The following is a 14,455-nucleotide window of genomic DNA, read 5'->3' as shown; positions in this document are numbered from 1 at the left end:
GCAGAAGGGGGCTCAGAGTGACCGCTGAGGCCAGTCAGGCGGGTCTCCAGGAAGGCTCCGCCACCGACGGCGAGCGACCGCTCCGCATCGCACTCCTCACCTATAAAGGGAACCCGTTCTGCGGCGGGCAGGGCGTCTACGTCCGCCACCTCTCCCGCGAACTGGCCCGCCTCGGCCACAGTGTCGAGGTCATCGGCTCCCAGCCCTACCCGGTGCTCGACGAGGTCGAGGACCACGCGGGCCGGCTGAGCCTCACCGAGCTGCCGAGCCTGGACCTTTACCGCTCGCCGGACCCCTTCCGCACCCCGAAGCGCGACGAGTACCGCGACTGGATCGACGCCCTCGAAGTCGGCACGATGTGGACCGGCGGCTTCCCGGAGCCGCTGACGTTCTCCCTGCGGGCCCGCCGCCATCTGCGCGCCCGGCGCGGCGAGTTCGACGTGGTGCACGACAACCAGACCCTCGGTTACGGGCTGTTGGGGGATGTGGGGGCGCCCTTGGTGACCACCATCCACCACCCCATCACCGTGGACCGGCAGTTGGAGATCGACGCCGCCGAGAACCTGCGTCAGCGGCTGTCCAAGCGGCGCTGGTACGCCTTCACCCGCATGCAGCGCCGGGTCGCCCGCCGGCTGCCCTCGGTGCTCACCGTCTCCGGCACCTCCCGCCGGGAGATCGTCGACCAGCTGGGGGTGCGGGACGACCGTGTCCACGTGGTCCACATCGGCGCGAACGCCGAGCTCTTCTCGCCCGACCCCGCTGTGCCCGTCGTGCCCGGCCGGATCGTCACCACGTCCAGCGCGGACGTGCCCCTCAAGGGCCTGGTCTTCCTGGTCGAGGCGCTCGCCAAGGTCCGTACCGAACACCCCGACGCGCACCTCGTCGTCGTCGGCAAGCGGCCCGCCGAGGGACCCGTCGCGCAGGCGATGGAGCGCTACGGACTCGAAGGCGCCGTCGAGTTCGTCAAGGGCATCTCGGACGCCGAACTGGTCGACCTGATCCGCTCGGCGGAGGTCGCCTGCGTGCCGTCCCTGTACGAGGGCTTCTCGCTGCCGGCGGCCGAGGCCATGGCCACCGGGACGCCGTTGGTCGCCACGACGGGCGGCGCGATTCCCGAGGTGGCCGGTCCTGACGGAGAGACGTGTCTCGCGGTGCCGCCCGGGGATCCCGGGGCGCTCGCGGCGGGGCTGAGCCGGCTGCTGGGCGACGCGGAGCTGCGCGCGCGGCTCGGCCGGGCCGGGCGGGAGCGGGTGCTGGCCCGCTTCACCTGGGCCCGGGCCGCCGAGGAGACGGTGGCCCGCTACCGCGAGGCGATCGACGCCGCCGCGGCCCACAGCTCCGGCCGCCCGGCGGCCGTCAGTGTTGCAGGCATCCCATCCGAAAGCAGGGCCACGTGCTGACCGTCGACTTCTCCCGGTTCCCGCTCGCGCCGGGCGACCGCGTCCTGGACCTCGGCTGCGGAGCCGGCCGGCACGCGTTCGAGTGCTACCGGCGCGGCGCCCGGGTCGTCGCGCTGGACCAGAACGGTGAGGAGATCCGCGAGGTCGCCAAGTGGTTCGCGGCGATGGAGGAGGCCGGCGAGGCACCGGCCGGCGCCACCGCGACCGCGATGGAGGGCGACGCCCTGGCGCTGCCCTTCCCCGACGAGTCCTTCGACGTCGTCATCATCTCCGAGGTGATGGAGCACATCCCCGACGACAAGGGCGTACTCGCCGAGATGGTACGGGTGTTGAAGCCCGGCGGTCGGATCGCGATCACCGTCCCGCGCTACGGCCCCGAGAAGGTCTGCTGGGCGCTGTCCGACGCCTACCACGAGGTCGAGGGCGGCCACATCCGCATCTACAAGGCCGACGAACTGCTCGCGAAGATGCGGGAATCGGGCCTGCGCCCCTACGGCACGCACCACGCCCACGCCCTGCACTCCCCGTACTGGTGGCTGAAGTGCGCGTTCGGCGTCGACAACGACAAGGCGCTGCCCGTGCAGGCGTACCACAAGCTGCTGGTCTGGGACATCATGAAGAAACCCCTCGCGACCCGGGTCGCCGAACAGGCGCTGAACCCGCTGATCGGCAAGAGCTTCGTGGCCTACGCGACCAAGCCGCACCTGCCCGGCCTCGCCGAGGCGGCCGCCAAGTGACCACCCCCCGGACAGAACACCTCGTCCTGCCCGGGGTCCTCACCGCGCAGGAGGCCGCCGCGACCGTGCACGGCGTCCTCGCGGTGCAGCGGGAGGACGGGGCGATCCCGTGGTTCCGCGGGCACCACCTCGACCCGTGGGACCACACCGAGGCCGCGATGGCCCTGGACGCGGCCGGCGAGCACGAGGCCGCCGAGCGGGCCTACGAATGGCTCGCACGGCATCAGAACGGGGACGGTTCCTGGTACGCGGCCTACGCCGACGGGGACTTCGCCGACGTCACCGACCGCGGCCGCGAGACGAACTTCGTGGCGTACGTGGCCGTCGGCGTCTGGCACCACTACCTCTCCACCGGCGACGACACGTTCCTGGACCGCATGTGGCCGACCGTGTACGCGGCCGTCGAGTACGTGCTCAGGCTCCAGCAGCCCGGCGGGCAGATCGGCTGGAAGGGCGAGGACGACGGCACCTTCACGTCGGACGCGCTGCTGACCGGCTCTTCCTCGGTCCACCACGCGCTGTGCTGCGCGCTCGCCATCGCCGAACAGCGTGAAGAGCCGCAGCCCGACTGGGAGTTGGCGGTCGGTGCACTGCGGCACGCGATCCGCCGGCACCCCGAGCGGTTCCTCGACAAGGACCGCTACTCGATGGACTGGTACTACCCGGTGCTGGGCGGGGCGTTGACCGGTACGGAGGCCAAGTCCCGGATAGAGGAGGGCTGGCAGCGCTTCGTCGTGCCCCACCTCGGGGTGCGCTGTGTGATCCCCAACCCGTGGGTGACGGGCGGCGAATCGGCCGAACTCGCCCTCGCGCTCTGGGCGATGGGCGAGTCCGACCGTGCGCTGGAGATCCTCCAGTCGATCCAGCACCTGCGCGATCCGGAGACCGGCCTGTACTGGACCGGCTACGTCTTCGAGGACGAGACGGTCTGGCCCCAGGAACTCACCACCTGGACGGCCGGCTCGCTCCTCCTCGCGGTCGCCGCACTGGGCGGCCACGAGGCCACCTGCGCGGTGTTCGGCGGTGAACACCTGCCCAGGGGGCTGGACCCGGACTGCTGCGACTGAGACGTCAGGCCGTTGTCGTCTCAGTGGCGCTGCATGCGTCCGGCGATGGCGTGGCCGATGAAGAGGTAGACGACCGCCGCCAGTCCGTAGCCCGCGACCACGCGTGCCCACGCCTCGTCGAAGGTGAACAGGTCGCGCGACCAGCCGGCCAGCCAGTAGGCGATGTTGTGGACGAACTGCACCAGGTCGTTGGCCCGGTTGGCGTCCAGGAGGTACATCAGAATCCACAGGCCCAGGATGAGGGCCATGACGTCGGCGACGATCGCTATGACCGCGCCGGCCCGATTGCCGCTTCTGTATCGAGACATGGTTTCCGGATTGCCGCCGGATCGCATATGAAACCCGGACGGTAGGAAACCCGTTCGATGCCGCCCGAGTGACGCCCCCGTTCCTCGGCGCCTAGGAGTTGAGTTCCGCCAGGACCCGCAGTGTGTGCGGGTCGGGTGCCAGGGCCAGCAGGTCCGTCACCGGGCCCTTGCGCCACAACTCCAGTCGTTCCGCGATGCGTTCGCGGGGGCCGACCAGGGAGATCTCGTCGGCGAAGGCGTCCGGTACGGCCAGGACGGCCTCCTCGCGGCGGCCGGAGAGGAACAGTTCCTGGATGCGGCGGGCCTCCTCCTCGTACCCCATGCGGGCCATCAGGTCGGCGTGGAAGTTGCGGGCCGCGTGGCCCATGCCGCCGATGTAGAAGCCGAGCATCATCTTGACCGGGAGGAGGCCTTCGGCGACGTCGTCGCAGACCTTCACCTGTGCCATGGGTGCGACGAGGAAGCCCTCGGGGAAGTCGGTCGTTCCGTACACCTCGGGCCGGCTCGGCGACCAGTACAACGGGAGCCAGCCGTCCGCGATCCGGGTCGTCTGGGCCACGTTCTTCGGGCCCTCGGCGCCGAGCAGGATCGGCAGGTCGGGGCGGAGCGGGTGGGTGATCGGCTTCAGCGGTTTGCCGAGACCGGTGCCGTCCGCGCCGCGGTAGGGGTGGGAGTGGAAGCGGCCGTCCAGCTCGACCGGCGCCTCCCGGCGCAGCACCTGGCGTACGACCTCGACGTACTCCCTGGTCGCGGTCAGCGGCGACTTGGGGAACGGCCGCCCGTACCAGCCCTCCACCACCTGCGGCCCCGACAGACCCAGCCCGAGCATGACCCGCCCGCCGGAGAGGTGGTCGAGGGTGAGCGCGTGCATCGCGGTGGTGGTGGGGGAGCGGGCCGCCATCTGGGCGATCGCCGTACCCAGCTTGATCCTTGAGGTCTGCGCGGCGATCCAGGTGAGGGGCGTGAAGACGTCCGAGCCCCACGACTCGGCGGTCCACACGGAGTCGTAGCCGAGCCGCTCCGCTTCCTGGGCGAGCGGTACGTGGTCCGCGGAGGGGCCGCGCCCCCAGTAGCCGAGTGCCAGACCGAGCCGCATGCCTGCCTCCTGACGATCCGTCAGATACCGGGTGACCGCTGGCGACTGTACGACAACGGCCCCCCGCCGGGAAGGGCGAGGGGCCGTCGGGAAACTCCGCGGTGGGACTCAGCCGCGCTGGATACCGCTCGTGTCCTGCAGTACGCCACGACGGCCGTCCTGCGTCTGCGCCACCAGGCTCGGACCGCGCTGCTCGACGGCCAAGTACCACGTGCCGGGCGCCAGTTCGGCGATCGGCGACGGCGAACCGTCCTCCGAGAACAGCGGGCGCGGCACCGGCACGGCGAACCAGAACGGCGCGAACTCCCCGGCCGGCTGCGGCGGCTGGGCGGCGGGCGCCGGCTGACCACCGTAGGGCTGACCCGGCTGCGGCTGACCGCCGTAGGGCTGGGGCTGGCCCGGCTGCGGCTGCTGCGCGCCCGGGTAGCCGTAACCACCGGGCGGCTGGGCGCCGTAGGGCTGGGGCGCGGCGGGGCTGGGCGCCGGGAGCAGGGCCGCCTGCAGCGGGGGCAGGAGCGGGGTGGCGATGGCGCCGCCGGCCAGGATGAGCGCGGCGAGGAAGCCGAGGATGAGACCGATGGCCGCGCTCGCGCCCTCCGGGACATCCACCAGCGTCCAGAACATCGCCCACGCGGCGAGGACCGTGAACGCCACACCGACCGTGCCGAGGTCCAGGCCGAGGACCTTGCGCGGTTGCGGCAGCGCACGGTTGACGACGATCAGGGCGGCGCCGATGACTCCGCCCATGTACACGCCGAGGCCCGTGCCGAGGTTTTCCCACGCGTTCGCGTCGAGGTTGAATCCGTCGGCGGAGTAGAACTTGAGGAACGACGCGATGAACAGCAATACCGCTGCCCCGATCACCACGCCGTCGCCCCGAGTGAGGGAGCGGATATTCACTTCAGGTCCTTCGTAGGTCGTCATCGTCGTCGGTAGACCCTATCGCCCACCCGACCTGGGTGTCCGCTGGGATCCGCCCGCCGATCAGGAACCGCGCAGGAAACTCACGATTCCCTCAGAGATTCCCTGCGCGGCCTTCTGTCGCCAGGCGCCGCTGGTGAGCAGTGCCGCGTCCTTGCTATCGCGCATGTTCCCGCATTCGATGAACACCTTGGGAACCGTTGACAGATTGAGACCCCCGAGGTCCGTGCGCGTGACCAGTCCGGTGCCGTCACCGATGTAGTTGGACGGGGCGCTGCCGGTGGCACGAAGGAAGTTGCCCGCGACGCGCTCGCCGAGTTCGGCCGAAGGGGCCACGATCTTACGGGTGTCGGCGGCGCCGGCGTGCACGGAGCCCGGCAGGATCACGTGGAAGCCGCGGTTGCCTGCGGCGGCGCCGTCCGCGTGGATGGAGATCGCCGCGTCGGCGTTCGCCTTGTTCCCGATCTCGGCCCGCTCGTCCACGCACGGCCCCCACGGCCGGTCCCCGTCCTGCGTGAACTTCACGGTGGCGCCCTGCTTCTCCAGCAGCGTTGCCAGCCGCCGCGAGACGTCCAGCGTGAAACGGGCCTCCGGATAACCGGAGTTGGTGGACGTCCCCGTCGTGTCGCACTCCTTCGAGTTCGTGCCGATGTTCACCTTGCGGTTGATCTCGGCCGTGTGCTCGAAGTTGGTCGGATTGTGCCCCGGGTCGATGACGACGACCTTGCCCCTGAGCGGGGTCGATCCGGCGGGCGCGGAGGTGCCGGGCGTCGAACTCGACCCCGGCTGCTTGTCGTCGTCCGTCGCGGGGTCGGTCGGGGAGGGCGCGGAGGCGGAGTCGGAGGCAGGGCTGCTGAAGGCCGACGCGGTGCTGGACGTCGCCACCCCCGCCTGATCCGACCCACCGCCGTCGCCGGAACCCCCCACCGCCTCGTACACGAGCCATCCGAGCAGGGCCCCCGGCACGAGCGCGGCGAACGCGACGGTCAGGGGACGGCGCCGGGAACGGCGGGGCTGGGGAGGATCGAAGTCCGGGCCTACGTACGACACGGAAGCCACCCTAGCGGCCGTCCGTACGCGTGGTCGGGATCCCCGTACCGGGAGCGTTCCGTCCCGCCTCCGCCCGAACACCCCGACGGACAAGGGAACACAGCGTCACAGGTCCGCTACACAGACGTGCGGAGGCGGCTGGATCGTCAGCATCGGTGGATGCACAGCACTCGTACCACCGCGGCCTGTCTCTTCCTGCTCGCCGCCCTCAGCGCCTGCGGCAGCCAGGTCACCGGCACGTCCGCCTCCACGACCGATGGTCGCGGCCCGGCGAAGGGGGCGCCGTCGACCGCGCGGACCGTGTTCCAGGAGCTGTCCCGGAGCGTGGGGACGGCGACCATGACGGGGACCGTCACCGCGGCCGACGATCCGAACCACCTGCTCGGTCGCCCCCATGAGTACACGTCCAAGGTCACCTTCTCGGACAGCTTCGTCGCCGCCAACGAGGTCACCGGGGCGGGTCCCGGTGACATCGAACGGGGCGGTGCCGTCGAGGTGTTCGCGGATGCGGCGGACGCGGAGGCACGCGCGGAGTACATCCGGGGCGTGACCACGTCGATGCCCGCGCTCGCCGAGTACGACTACGTCCGGGGCCGGTTCCTGGTCCGGGTCTCGCGGTACCTGACGCCGGAGCGGGCCGCGCTCTACGGGACGGCGGTGGCGCGGCTCTCCTGAGTCGGCTTCCGCGTCACGTGCGCCGCAGCACCCGCAGCGAGCCCGTCGGCGGGAGTTCCGTGAAGGCGCCGGACTCAAGGGCGCGGAGGTAGACGCGGTAGGGGGCCTGGCCGGTGAACTCGTCCTTGGGGTCCGGGAAGACGTCGTGGATGAGGAGGAGGCCGCCCTCGGCGACGTGCGGGGCCCAGCCCTCGTAGTCGGCGGTGGCGTGTTCGTCGGTGTGGCCGCCGTCGATGAAGACGAGGGCGAGGGGGGAGTTCCAGAACTTCGCGATCTGCGGGGAGCGGCCGACCAGGGCGACCACGTGGTCCTCCAGGCCCGCCCGGTGCAGGGTCCTGCGGAAGGTCGGCAGGGTGTCCATGAGGCCGAGTTCGGAGTCGACCGTCTCCGGGTCGTGGTACTCCCAGCCCGGCTGCTGCTCCTCGCTGCCGCGGTGGTGGTCGACCGTGAGCGCCGTGACGCCCGTCTCGCGGGCCGCGTCGGCGAGCAGGATCGTGGAACGGCCGCAGTACGTGCCCACTTCGAGGAGCGGCAGCCCGAGCGCGCCCGCCTCGACGGCGGCCCCGTACAGGGCGAGCCCCTCGTCCACGGGCATGAACCCCTTCGCCGCCTCGAACGCGGCCAGGATCTCGGGTTTGGGGGCCGCGGGCATGAGGGTCCTCTCGGTCGTACGGGTGTCCGGGGCGCCCATGCTGCCGCACCCCCTGCCGCGGAGGCGACAGGGGGTGCGGACAGGCGTACGGGGTGCTCTCCTGGGCCCGCGTCCCATCAGCGAGCGGGCGCGCGTCAGGGAGCCGGAACCGTCTCCGAAGGCAGCGACAGGTCCAGATCCACCGGACGCTCCTCGCCCCCGTGCGTCGCCGACGACGCCAGCGGGCCGTGGCCCACCGCCCGTGCGGCCAGGACGTACGCGCCCCCGGACGGCACGGCGAGTACGTAGCCGCCCTCCTCGTCGGAGACCGTCGCGCCCGCCTGCCGTCCCCGGCGGTCGATCAGCGTGACCTTGGCGCGGGCGACCGGGGAGCCGTCCGCGTCCAGGACCCGGCCGCGGAAGCCGCGCAGGATCTGCTCGGCGCGCTCCAGGTTGGTCTTCTCCTCGCTGCTGAAGTTCAGCTGCGGGGCACGGTTGGGCTTGGGCAGGAACAGGGCCATCAGCAGGCCGATCGCCACCGCGCCGGTCGCGATCAGGAAGGAGACGCGGAAGCCGTGCATGGTCGGGATCGCGACACCATTGACGTTGTTCGCGGTGTTCGCCAGCACCATCCCGATGACAGCGCTCGACACCGACGTACCGATGGAACGCATGAGGGTGTTGAGGCCGTTGGCCGCGCCCGTCTCCGAGGCCGGGACCGCGCCGACGATCAGCGCGGGGAGGGAGGAGTACGCGAGGCCGATGCCCGCGCCGAGGACGACCGCGATGACCAGGCTCTGCCAGGCGGCGCTCATCAGGCCGATGCCCGCGCCGTAGCCGATGCCGATGATGATCATGCCGAGGATGAGGGTGACCTTGGGGCCGTACTTCGCCGAGAGGCGGGCGTAGACCGGGGCCGTGAACATCATCGTCAGGCCCAGGGGTGCCACCAGCAGGCCGGCGCTGACCATCGACTGGCCCAGGCCGTAGCCGGTCGCCTTGGGGAGCTGGAGCAGCTGGGGCAGGACGAGCGAGACGACGTAGAAGCTGACACCGACCATGATCGACGCGAGGTTGGTGAAGAGGACGGCCGGGCGGGCCGTGGTGCGCAGGTCGACCAGGGGGGCCTTGAGGCGCAGCTCCATCACGCCCCACAGGAGCAGGACGGCGGCGGACGCGGCGAACAGGCCGAGCGTGGTGGTGGACGTCCAGCCCCAGTCGCTGCCCTTGGTGATCGGCAGCAGGAAGAGGACCAGTCCGGCGGAGAGGCCGACCGCGCCCAGCACGTCGAAGGTGCCTTCGGCGCGCGCCGGGGACTCCGGTACGACGAGGAGGGTGAGGCCGATGGCGAGCACGCCGAGGCCGGCGGCGCCGTAGAAGAGGGCGTGCCAGTCCATGTGCTGCGCGACCAGGGCCGCCGCGGGCAGCGCGAGGCCGCCGCCGACGCCGATCGAGGAGCTCATCAGGGCCATCGCCGAGCCGAGCTTCTCGCGGGGCAGCATGTCGCGCATCAGGCCGATGCCCAGCGGTATCGCGCCCATCGCGAAGCCCTGCAGGGTCCGGCCGGCGATCATCGTGAGCAGGTCGCTGGTGAGGGCGCTGACCAGCGCGCCGACCACCATGACGGAGAGGCTGAGGATCAGCATCCGCCGCTTGCCGTACAGGTCGCCGAGCCGGCCCATGATCGGGGTGGCGACGGCGCCCGAGAGCAGCGTCGAGGTCAGGACCCAGGTCGCGTTGCTGGGCGCGGTGTCCAGCAGCTGCGGCAGGTCCTTGATGACCGGGACGAGCAGGGTCTGCATCACCGCGACAACGATGCCCGCGAAGGCGAGCACCGGGACCACGGCCCCGCTGGCTGCCCGGGCGGGCGGTTCGTTGATCGTGTGGGTCATGAGGTGAGGCCTCCAGAGAGATAAGTGCCTGGTAAACCTCGTATGCATGGGCAACTATTCCGTTGCTTCGCGCCTCTAATCAATTCTTGACCATGTCATGGGTATCTGATCCTCCGCCAGGTCCTGGCGGAGGACCGCGTCCGCGTCACCGCGCCGCGAGGGCGTCCACGCGGGTCAGAGCAGCGCCTCAGGGCGGATCGGCAGGTCCGTCAGGCGTCTGCCCGTCGCGTTGAAGACCGCGTTGCCGATGGCGGGCGCCACCCCGACGATGGTGATCTCGCCGAGTCCCTTCACGCCGATCGGGTCGGCCTGCGGGTCCTCGGTGTTGATGAAGGCGGCGTCCAGGTCGGGGACGTCGGCGTTCACCGGCACCAGATAGTCGGCGAGGCTCGCGTTGACGATGCGGCCGTCGCGGTGGTCGGTGACGGTGCCTTCGAGGAGGGCCATCCCGATGCCGCCGACCATGCCGCCGATGGCCTGGCTGTGCGCGAGCTTGGGGCTGATCACCCGCCCCACGTCGTACGCCGCGAAGATCCGCCGTACCCGGACGAGACCCAGCAGGGGATCGACGGAGACCTCGGCGAACACGGCGCCGTAGCCGTAGGTGGAGATCTTCGAATCGGCGTCGCCCGGGCCCCAGCTGCCGGTGACGTCGAGGCTGGGCAGACCCGCGCGGCGCAGGATGTCCCGGTAGCTGTCCCGGCCTCCACCGGTGGCCGACAGCCGGCCGTCGCTCACACGGACATCCGCCGGATTCGCGCCGTGGAGCGGCGACTCGGGGTCCGCCACCGCCCTGCGGATGAACTCCGCCCGCAGCGCGTTGCCGGTGGTGTGCACGGCCGACCCCACGCTCGCCATGGTGGTGGCCGCGGCGTGCAGGGGCGCGGTGGGGTAACTGGAGTCGCCCAGCCGGAAGGTGACCGCCGAGGCGGGCAGCCCCAGGGCGTCCGCGGCGACCTGCATGACCGAGGTGGTGGTGCCGGGGCCCATGTCCGCGGAGGCCGCGAAGACTTCGGCGCTGCCGTCGGCGTGGATCCGGGCCCGTGCGCTGGAGTCGCGCCGGTTGTTGTGATAGCTCGCGGTGGCCATCCCCATGCCGATGAGCAGGTCGCCGTCCGTGCGCGAACCAGGCTTGGCGTGCCGCCGGGACCAGCCGAAGCGGCGTGCGCCGGTCTCGTAGCACTCACGCAACTTCCGCGTGGAGAAGGGGAGTCGGGAGACCTCGTCCTGGGTCGGTTCGTTCCGCAGCCGCAACTCGACCGGGTCCAAGGCCAGTTCGTGCGCGAGCTGGTCCATCGCCGTTTCCAGGGCGTAGTTGCCGAGCACCACGCCCGGACCTCGCATGGAGCACGGGGACTGGACGTCGACGGGCGTGACCCGGTAGGCGGTACGGGTGTTGGGGACGCCGTAGAGGAACTGCGGCAGGTCGGTCAGGCCGTCCGTGTAGGACTGGTAGCGCGCGTTCTCGATCCGCACCTCGTAGACGAGCGCGCTGACACGCCCGGCCGCGTTGCTGCCGAGGGCCATCCGGTGCCGGCTGGCCGGCCGGTACCCGGTGCCGTAGTAGAACTGCCGCCTCGTCAGTACGACCTTGACGGGCCTGCCGACCTCGCGCGCGGCGAACGCGGCCAGCATGACGTGGTCGTAGGTCTGGATTCCGCTGCCGAACCCGCCGCCCAGGAACTCGTTGTGCACGCGTACGTTGCCGACCGCGATGCCGAGCGCGCCGGCCACCGTGCGCGCGGCGCCCTGTGACCACTGGGTCTTGTCCCAGAGCGTCAGGCGCCCGTCCTGCCACTGGGCGATGGTCGAGGGCAGTTCGATGGGGTTGTGGTTCTCGCGGGCGGAGGTGAGGTCCAGGTCCACCTTCACCTGCGCCGAAGCCAGCGCGCCCGCCGGGTCGCCGCGGCTGTAGTCGGGCTCGTCGGCGGGTGTCTGCGAGGGGATGCCGGGGGCGTCGAAGTCCGTTACCGCGTCCTGCCGTTCGTACGTCACCTCAACCAACGAGGCGCCGTGGGTCGCCGCCTCCAGGGTCTTGGCGACGACGACCGCGACGGGCTGGCCGTAGAAGGCGATCCGGTCGACGGGGTGGGCAAGTCGCAGGCTGCCGAAGTCGGTCAGGACGCGCAGGACACCCGGGTGGCCGAGCGCCGCGTCCGCCGAGATGCGGCTCACCGTGCCGCGGGTCACCGTGCTGTTGACGATCACGCCGTACAGCAGGCCTTCGATGCGGTGCTCGGCGGTGTAGGTGGCCGTGCCGGTCACCTTGCGGCGGGCGTCGACGCGCGAGAGCGGCTGCCCGACGACGGTCGTCGCCATCACTGTCCTCCGATCGTCATGAGCTGGCGGCGCACGGTCCGTTCGACCAGCTGCACCTTGAAGGCGTTCTCGGACAGCGGTTCGGCGCCCTCGGCCGCGAGGGCCGCGGCGTCCGTCCACGTCCGGCGCCCCGGCCGCCTGCCGACGAGCGCCTCCTCCACCCTGGGCAGCCGCCACGGCACGGTCGCCACACCGCCGACGGCCACCCTGGCGCCCCGCACCACGCCACCCCTGATGTCCAGCGCCACCGCCGCCGACGCGAGGGCGAACTCGTAGGACTGCCGGTCGCGGACCTTCAGATAGCCCGAGCGGCGCGTGTGCGCTCCCGCGGGGACGGTCACGGAGGTGATGAGTTCACCGGACCTGAGCGAGTGTTCCTTCTGCGGTGTGTCCCCGGGGCGGAGGAAGAAGTCCTGGACGGGGATGGAGCGAGGACCGTCGAGACCGCGCACCTCGACCACGGCGTCCAGCGCCACGAGGGCAACTGCCAGGTCGGAGGGGTGAGTTGCCACGCAGTGGGTGCTCGTCCCCAGGATCGCCTGCATACGGTTGTCACCGTCCCGGGCGTCGCAACCCGAGCCCGGGTCACGGCGGTTGCACGCGGAGTGGACGTCCCGGAAGTACGGACAGCGGGGCCGCTGCATGATGTTGCCCCCGATGGAGGCCATGTTGCGCAGCTGGGCCGAGGCGCCGAGTTCGAGCGCCTGCGAGAGGACGGGGTAGCCGGCGCGCACCTCCGGATGCGCGGCGAGCTCGCTCATCCGGACCAAGGAGCCTACGCGCAGCCCCTGTCGGGTGACGGTGATGTCCTTGTACGGCAGAGCGTTGATGTCGACCACGTGCGCGGGGCGCTCGACGGTCTCCCGCATGAGGTCGACCAGTGTGGTCCCGCCGGCGATGTAACGGCCGTTTCCGGCACCGGCGTTGAGCGCGGCGGCGGTGGTGGAGACCCGGCTGAAGGCGAAGGGATGCATGCGGTCATGCCTCCTTTGCCGTCTGCTGAATGGCGGAGACGATGTTCGTGTACGCCCCGCACCGGCAGAGGTTGCCGCTCATCCACTCGCGGATCTCCGCCCGGGAGCCGGTGTGGCCCTCGGCGATACAGGCGACGCCCGACATGAGCTGCCCCGGCGTGCAGTAGCCGCACTGCAGGCCGTCGTGGTCGATGAACGCCTGTTGCAGCGGGTGCAGTTGATCGCCCTGAGCGAGTCCTTCGATCGTGGTGACGTCCGCGCCCTGGTGCATCACGGCGAGGGTGAGACAGGCGTTCACCCGCCGGTCGTCCACCAGCACCGTGCAGGCTCCGCAGGCGCCCTGGTCGCAGCCCTTCTTCGTGCCGGGCAGGTCCAGGTGCTCGCGGAGCAGGTCGAGGAGCGAGGTGCGGTTGTCGACCCGGGCGGTGCGCTGCTCGCCGTTGACCGTCAGACGGACGGTGGAGAGCTGGTCGGCCGGGGTGGGCGCGGCGGGGGCCGCGGGCAGGCGATCCGAGGTCAGCAGGGGGAGGCCGGCCACCGCCGTCGACGCCGCGACGAAAGTTCGCCGTTTGAGCGTGGTTGCCTCGTCGAACGTTTCCGACATACGCGATGCACCCTCTCGGTCGAACCCATGGCAAGTGATGACACCTGGTGTCATCGTAACAGTGATGACACCAGGTGTCATGGGTGACGGGAGTGGTGGGGAGAGGCACGGCGGTGGTGGGGATAGGTGCGGCGGTGGCGGCCGTCCTGGCTTACGGCGCGAGCGGGGCCGCGACCTCGGCCCTGAGCTCCTCCGCGCATTCGCGCAGCAGGGCGTGCAGGTCCTGCGTCTCCGGACCCTCGATCCAGCATTCGCGCGCGGCCCGCCAGGCGGCGGCACCCGCCAGGGCGGTCAGGAAGGCGGCCCGCGGCGCGACACCGCGCTCGCACAACGCCTCGGCCACGGCCGTACTGGTCTGGGCGAACTTGGTCAGCTGCCGTTCCTGAAGCTCCGGATTGGCCACGATGACGGCCCGGCGGCGCCGGGCGTTCGCATGCGCCGTGTTCACCATGTCCACGGCGGCGCCGTACCCCTCCAGGACGACGGCGAGCGGCGAGAGCTCGGGCGGCGCGGCGGCCATGGCGTCGACGATCGTCTGGTGGATCCGGGCCGAGAGCGGGAACAGCACCTCGCGCTTGTCGGGGAAGTGCCGGAAGAACGTCCGCTTCGTCAGACCGGCCCGTTCGGCGATCTCGGCGACCGTGGTGTCCTCGAACCCGCGCTCCTCGTACAGCTCGAGCGCGGCCCGCGACAGTCGGCCCGCTGCGTCCGGCATCCATCGACCCATGTCGCTCATCCTAGTGATGACACTCAATGTCATCGGATATACGGCGATGGCACC

14 protein-coding genes are annotated in these 14,455 nt (G+C 71.1%); 4 read left to right on the top strand and 10 right to left on the bottom strand.

Going from position 1 to position 14,455, the window contains the following annotated elements; genetic code table 11:
* Positions 1 to 17 precede the first annotated feature (17 nt).
* From ACIQI8_RS12920 to ACIQI8_RS12910, 3 genes are read left to right on the top strand one after another with little or no spacing between them, the layout of a single operon-like run.
* Complete coding sequence (locus ACIQI8_RS12920; RefSeq protein WP_402348279.1) at positions 18 to 1,400, top strand: glycosyltransferase family 4 protein; 1,383 nt, start codon at positions 18 to 20, stop codon at positions 1,398 to 1,400.
* Positions 1,394 to 2,137 carry a class I SAM-dependent methyltransferase gene (locus ACIQI8_RS12915; protein WP_402348276.1) on the top strand — a complete coding sequence of 248 codons (744 nt, stop codon included), beginning with the start codon at positions 1,394 to 1,396 and terminating at the stop codon, positions 2,135 to 2,137. Before ACIQI8_RS12920 ends, ACIQI8_RS12915 begins: the two co-directional genes overlap by 7 nt.
* Positions 2,134 to 3,204, top strand: coding sequence for a prenyltransferase/squalene oxidase repeat-containing protein (locus tag ACIQI8_RS12910; protein ID WP_402348274.1), 1,071 nt, complete (start codon positions 2,134 to 2,136; stop codon positions 3,202 to 3,204). The genes ACIQI8_RS12915 and ACIQI8_RS12910 overlap by 4 nt, the downstream gene beginning before the upstream one ends.
* A gap of 20 nt (positions 3,205 to 3,224) precedes the next feature.
* On the opposite strand, the gene ACIQI8_RS12905 is transcribed toward ACIQI8_RS12910, so the two are convergent.
* The 4 genes from ACIQI8_RS12905 to ACIQI8_RS12890 form a co-directional block, all read right to left on the bottom strand.
* Positions 3,225 to 3,512 (bottom strand): hypothetical protein, encoded by a 288-nt coding sequence (locus ACIQI8_RS12905; protein ID WP_401727677.1) that lies wholly within the window; start codon positions 3,510 to 3,512, stop codon positions 3,225 to 3,227.
* 91 nt (positions 3,513 to 3,603) lie between these two features.
* Positions 3,604 to 4,608 (bottom strand): LLM class F420-dependent oxidoreductase, encoded by a 1,005-nt coding sequence (locus ACIQI8_RS12900; RefSeq protein WP_402348271.1) that lies wholly within the window; start codon positions 4,606 to 4,608, stop codon positions 3,604 to 3,606.
* Between the two features lie 108 nt (positions 4,609 to 4,716).
* Positions 4,717 to 5,508, bottom strand: a complete 792-nt coding sequence (locus tag ACIQI8_RS12895; protein ID WP_402348268.1) for a hypothetical protein — start codon at positions 5,506 to 5,508, stop codon at positions 4,717 to 4,719.
* An 84-nt stretch (positions 5,509 to 5,592) separates the two neighbouring features.
* Positions 5,593 to 6,579 carry an N-acetylmuramoyl-L-alanine amidase gene (locus tag ACIQI8_RS12890; RefSeq protein ID WP_402348265.1) on the bottom strand — a complete coding sequence of 329 codons (987 nt, stop codon included), beginning with the start codon at positions 6,577 to 6,579 and terminating at the stop codon, positions 5,593 to 5,595.
* A gap of 159 nt (positions 6,580 to 6,738) precedes the next feature.
* Here ACIQI8_RS12890 and ACIQI8_RS12885 point away from each other — a divergent pair, with 159 nt between their 5' ends.
* Positions 6,739 to 7,254, top strand: a complete 516-nt coding sequence (locus ACIQI8_RS12885) for a hypothetical protein (protein WP_402348262.1) — start codon at positions 6,739 to 6,741, stop codon at positions 7,252 to 7,254.
* Between the two features lie 13 nt (positions 7,255 to 7,267).
* On the opposite strand, the gene ACIQI8_RS12880 is transcribed toward ACIQI8_RS12885, so the two are convergent.
* The 6 genes from ACIQI8_RS12880 to ACIQI8_RS12855 all read right to left on the bottom strand — a co-directional run bounded on the left by ACIQI8_RS12880 (position 7,268) and on the right by ACIQI8_RS12855 (position 14,401).
* Positions 7,268 to 7,906 carry a class I SAM-dependent methyltransferase gene (locus ACIQI8_RS12880; protein WP_402350409.1) on the bottom strand — a complete coding sequence of 213 codons (639 nt, stop codon included), beginning with the start codon at positions 7,904 to 7,906 and terminating at the stop codon, positions 7,268 to 7,270.
* A gap of 134 nt (positions 7,907 to 8,040) precedes the next feature.
* Positions 8,041 to 9,777: an MFS transporter gene (locus tag ACIQI8_RS12875; RefSeq protein WP_402348259.1), complete on the bottom strand. Its 1,737-nt coding sequence runs from the start codon at positions 9,775 to 9,777 to the stop codon at positions 8,041 to 8,043.
* 174 nt (positions 9,778 to 9,951) lie between these two features.
* Positions 9,952 to 12,096: a xanthine dehydrogenase family protein molybdopterin-binding subunit gene (locus ACIQI8_RS12870; RefSeq protein ID WP_402348256.1), complete on the bottom strand. Its 2,145-nt coding sequence runs from the start codon at positions 12,094 to 12,096 to the stop codon at positions 9,952 to 9,954.
* Positions 12,096 to 13,070 carry an FAD binding domain-containing protein gene (locus tag ACIQI8_RS12865; RefSeq protein ID WP_402348253.1) on the bottom strand — a complete coding sequence of 325 codons (975 nt, stop codon included), beginning with the start codon at positions 13,068 to 13,070 and terminating at the stop codon, positions 12,096 to 12,098. The genes ACIQI8_RS12870 and ACIQI8_RS12865 overlap by 1 nt, the downstream gene beginning before the upstream one ends.
* A gap of 4 nt (positions 13,071 to 13,074) precedes the next feature.
* A complete protein-coding gene (locus ACIQI8_RS12860) occupies positions 13,075 to 13,674 on the bottom strand; it encodes a (2Fe-2S)-binding protein (protein WP_402348250.1) in 600 nt (199 codons plus the stop codon).
* Positions 13,675 to 13,825: 151 nt separating this feature from the next.
* Positions 13,826 to 14,401, bottom strand: a complete 576-nt coding sequence (locus ACIQI8_RS12855; protein ID WP_402348247.1) for a TetR/AcrR family transcriptional regulator — start codon at positions 14,399 to 14,401, stop codon at positions 13,826 to 13,828.
* Between the last annotated feature and the right edge of the window lie 54 nt (positions 14,402 to 14,455).

Source organism: Streptomyces sp. NPDC092369 (genome assembly GCF_044755245.1).
In the GTDB taxonomy this organism is placed as follows: domain Bacteria; phylum Actinomycetota; class Actinomycetes; order Streptomycetales; family Streptomycetaceae; genus Streptomyces.
This window is presented reverse-complemented; position numbering and strand designations above follow the sequence as displayed.

Coding starts and splice junctions, on each gene's coding strand:
- ACIQI8_RS12905 (WP_401727677.1), bottom strand. CDS start 3,512: ATGTCTCGATACAGAAGCGGCAATCGGGCCGGCGCGGTCATAGCGATC.
- ACIQI8_RS12900 (WP_402348271.1), bottom strand. CDS start 4,608: ATGCGGCTCGGTCTGGCACTCGGCTACTGGGGGCGCGGCCCCTCCGCG.
- ACIQI8_RS12885 (WP_402348262.1), top strand. CDS start 6,739: ATGCACAGCACTCGTACCACCGCGGCCTGTCTCTTCCTGCTCGCCGCC.
- ACIQI8_RS12880 (WP_402350409.1), bottom strand. CDS start 7,906: ATGCCCGCGGCCCCCAAACCCGAGATCCTGGCCGCGTTCGAGGCGGCG.
- ACIQI8_RS12875 (WP_402348259.1), bottom strand. CDS start 9,777: ATGACCCACACGATCAACGAACCGCCCGCCCGGGCAGCCAGCGGGGCC.
- ACIQI8_RS12870 (WP_402348256.1), bottom strand. CDS start 12,096: ATGGCGACGACCGTCGTCGGGCAGCCGCTCTCGCGCGTCGACGCCCGC.
- ACIQI8_RS12865 (WP_402348253.1), bottom strand. CDS start 13,070: ATGCATCCCTTCGCCTTCAGCCGGGTCTCCACCACCGCCGCCGCGCTC.
- ACIQI8_RS12860 (WP_402348250.1), bottom strand. CDS start 13,674: ATGTCGGAAACGTTCGACGAGGCAACCACGCTCAAACGGCGAACTTTC.
- ACIQI8_RS12855 (WP_402348247.1), bottom strand. CDS start 14,401: ATGGGTCGATGGATGCCGGACGCAGCGGGCCGACTGTCGCGGGCCGCG.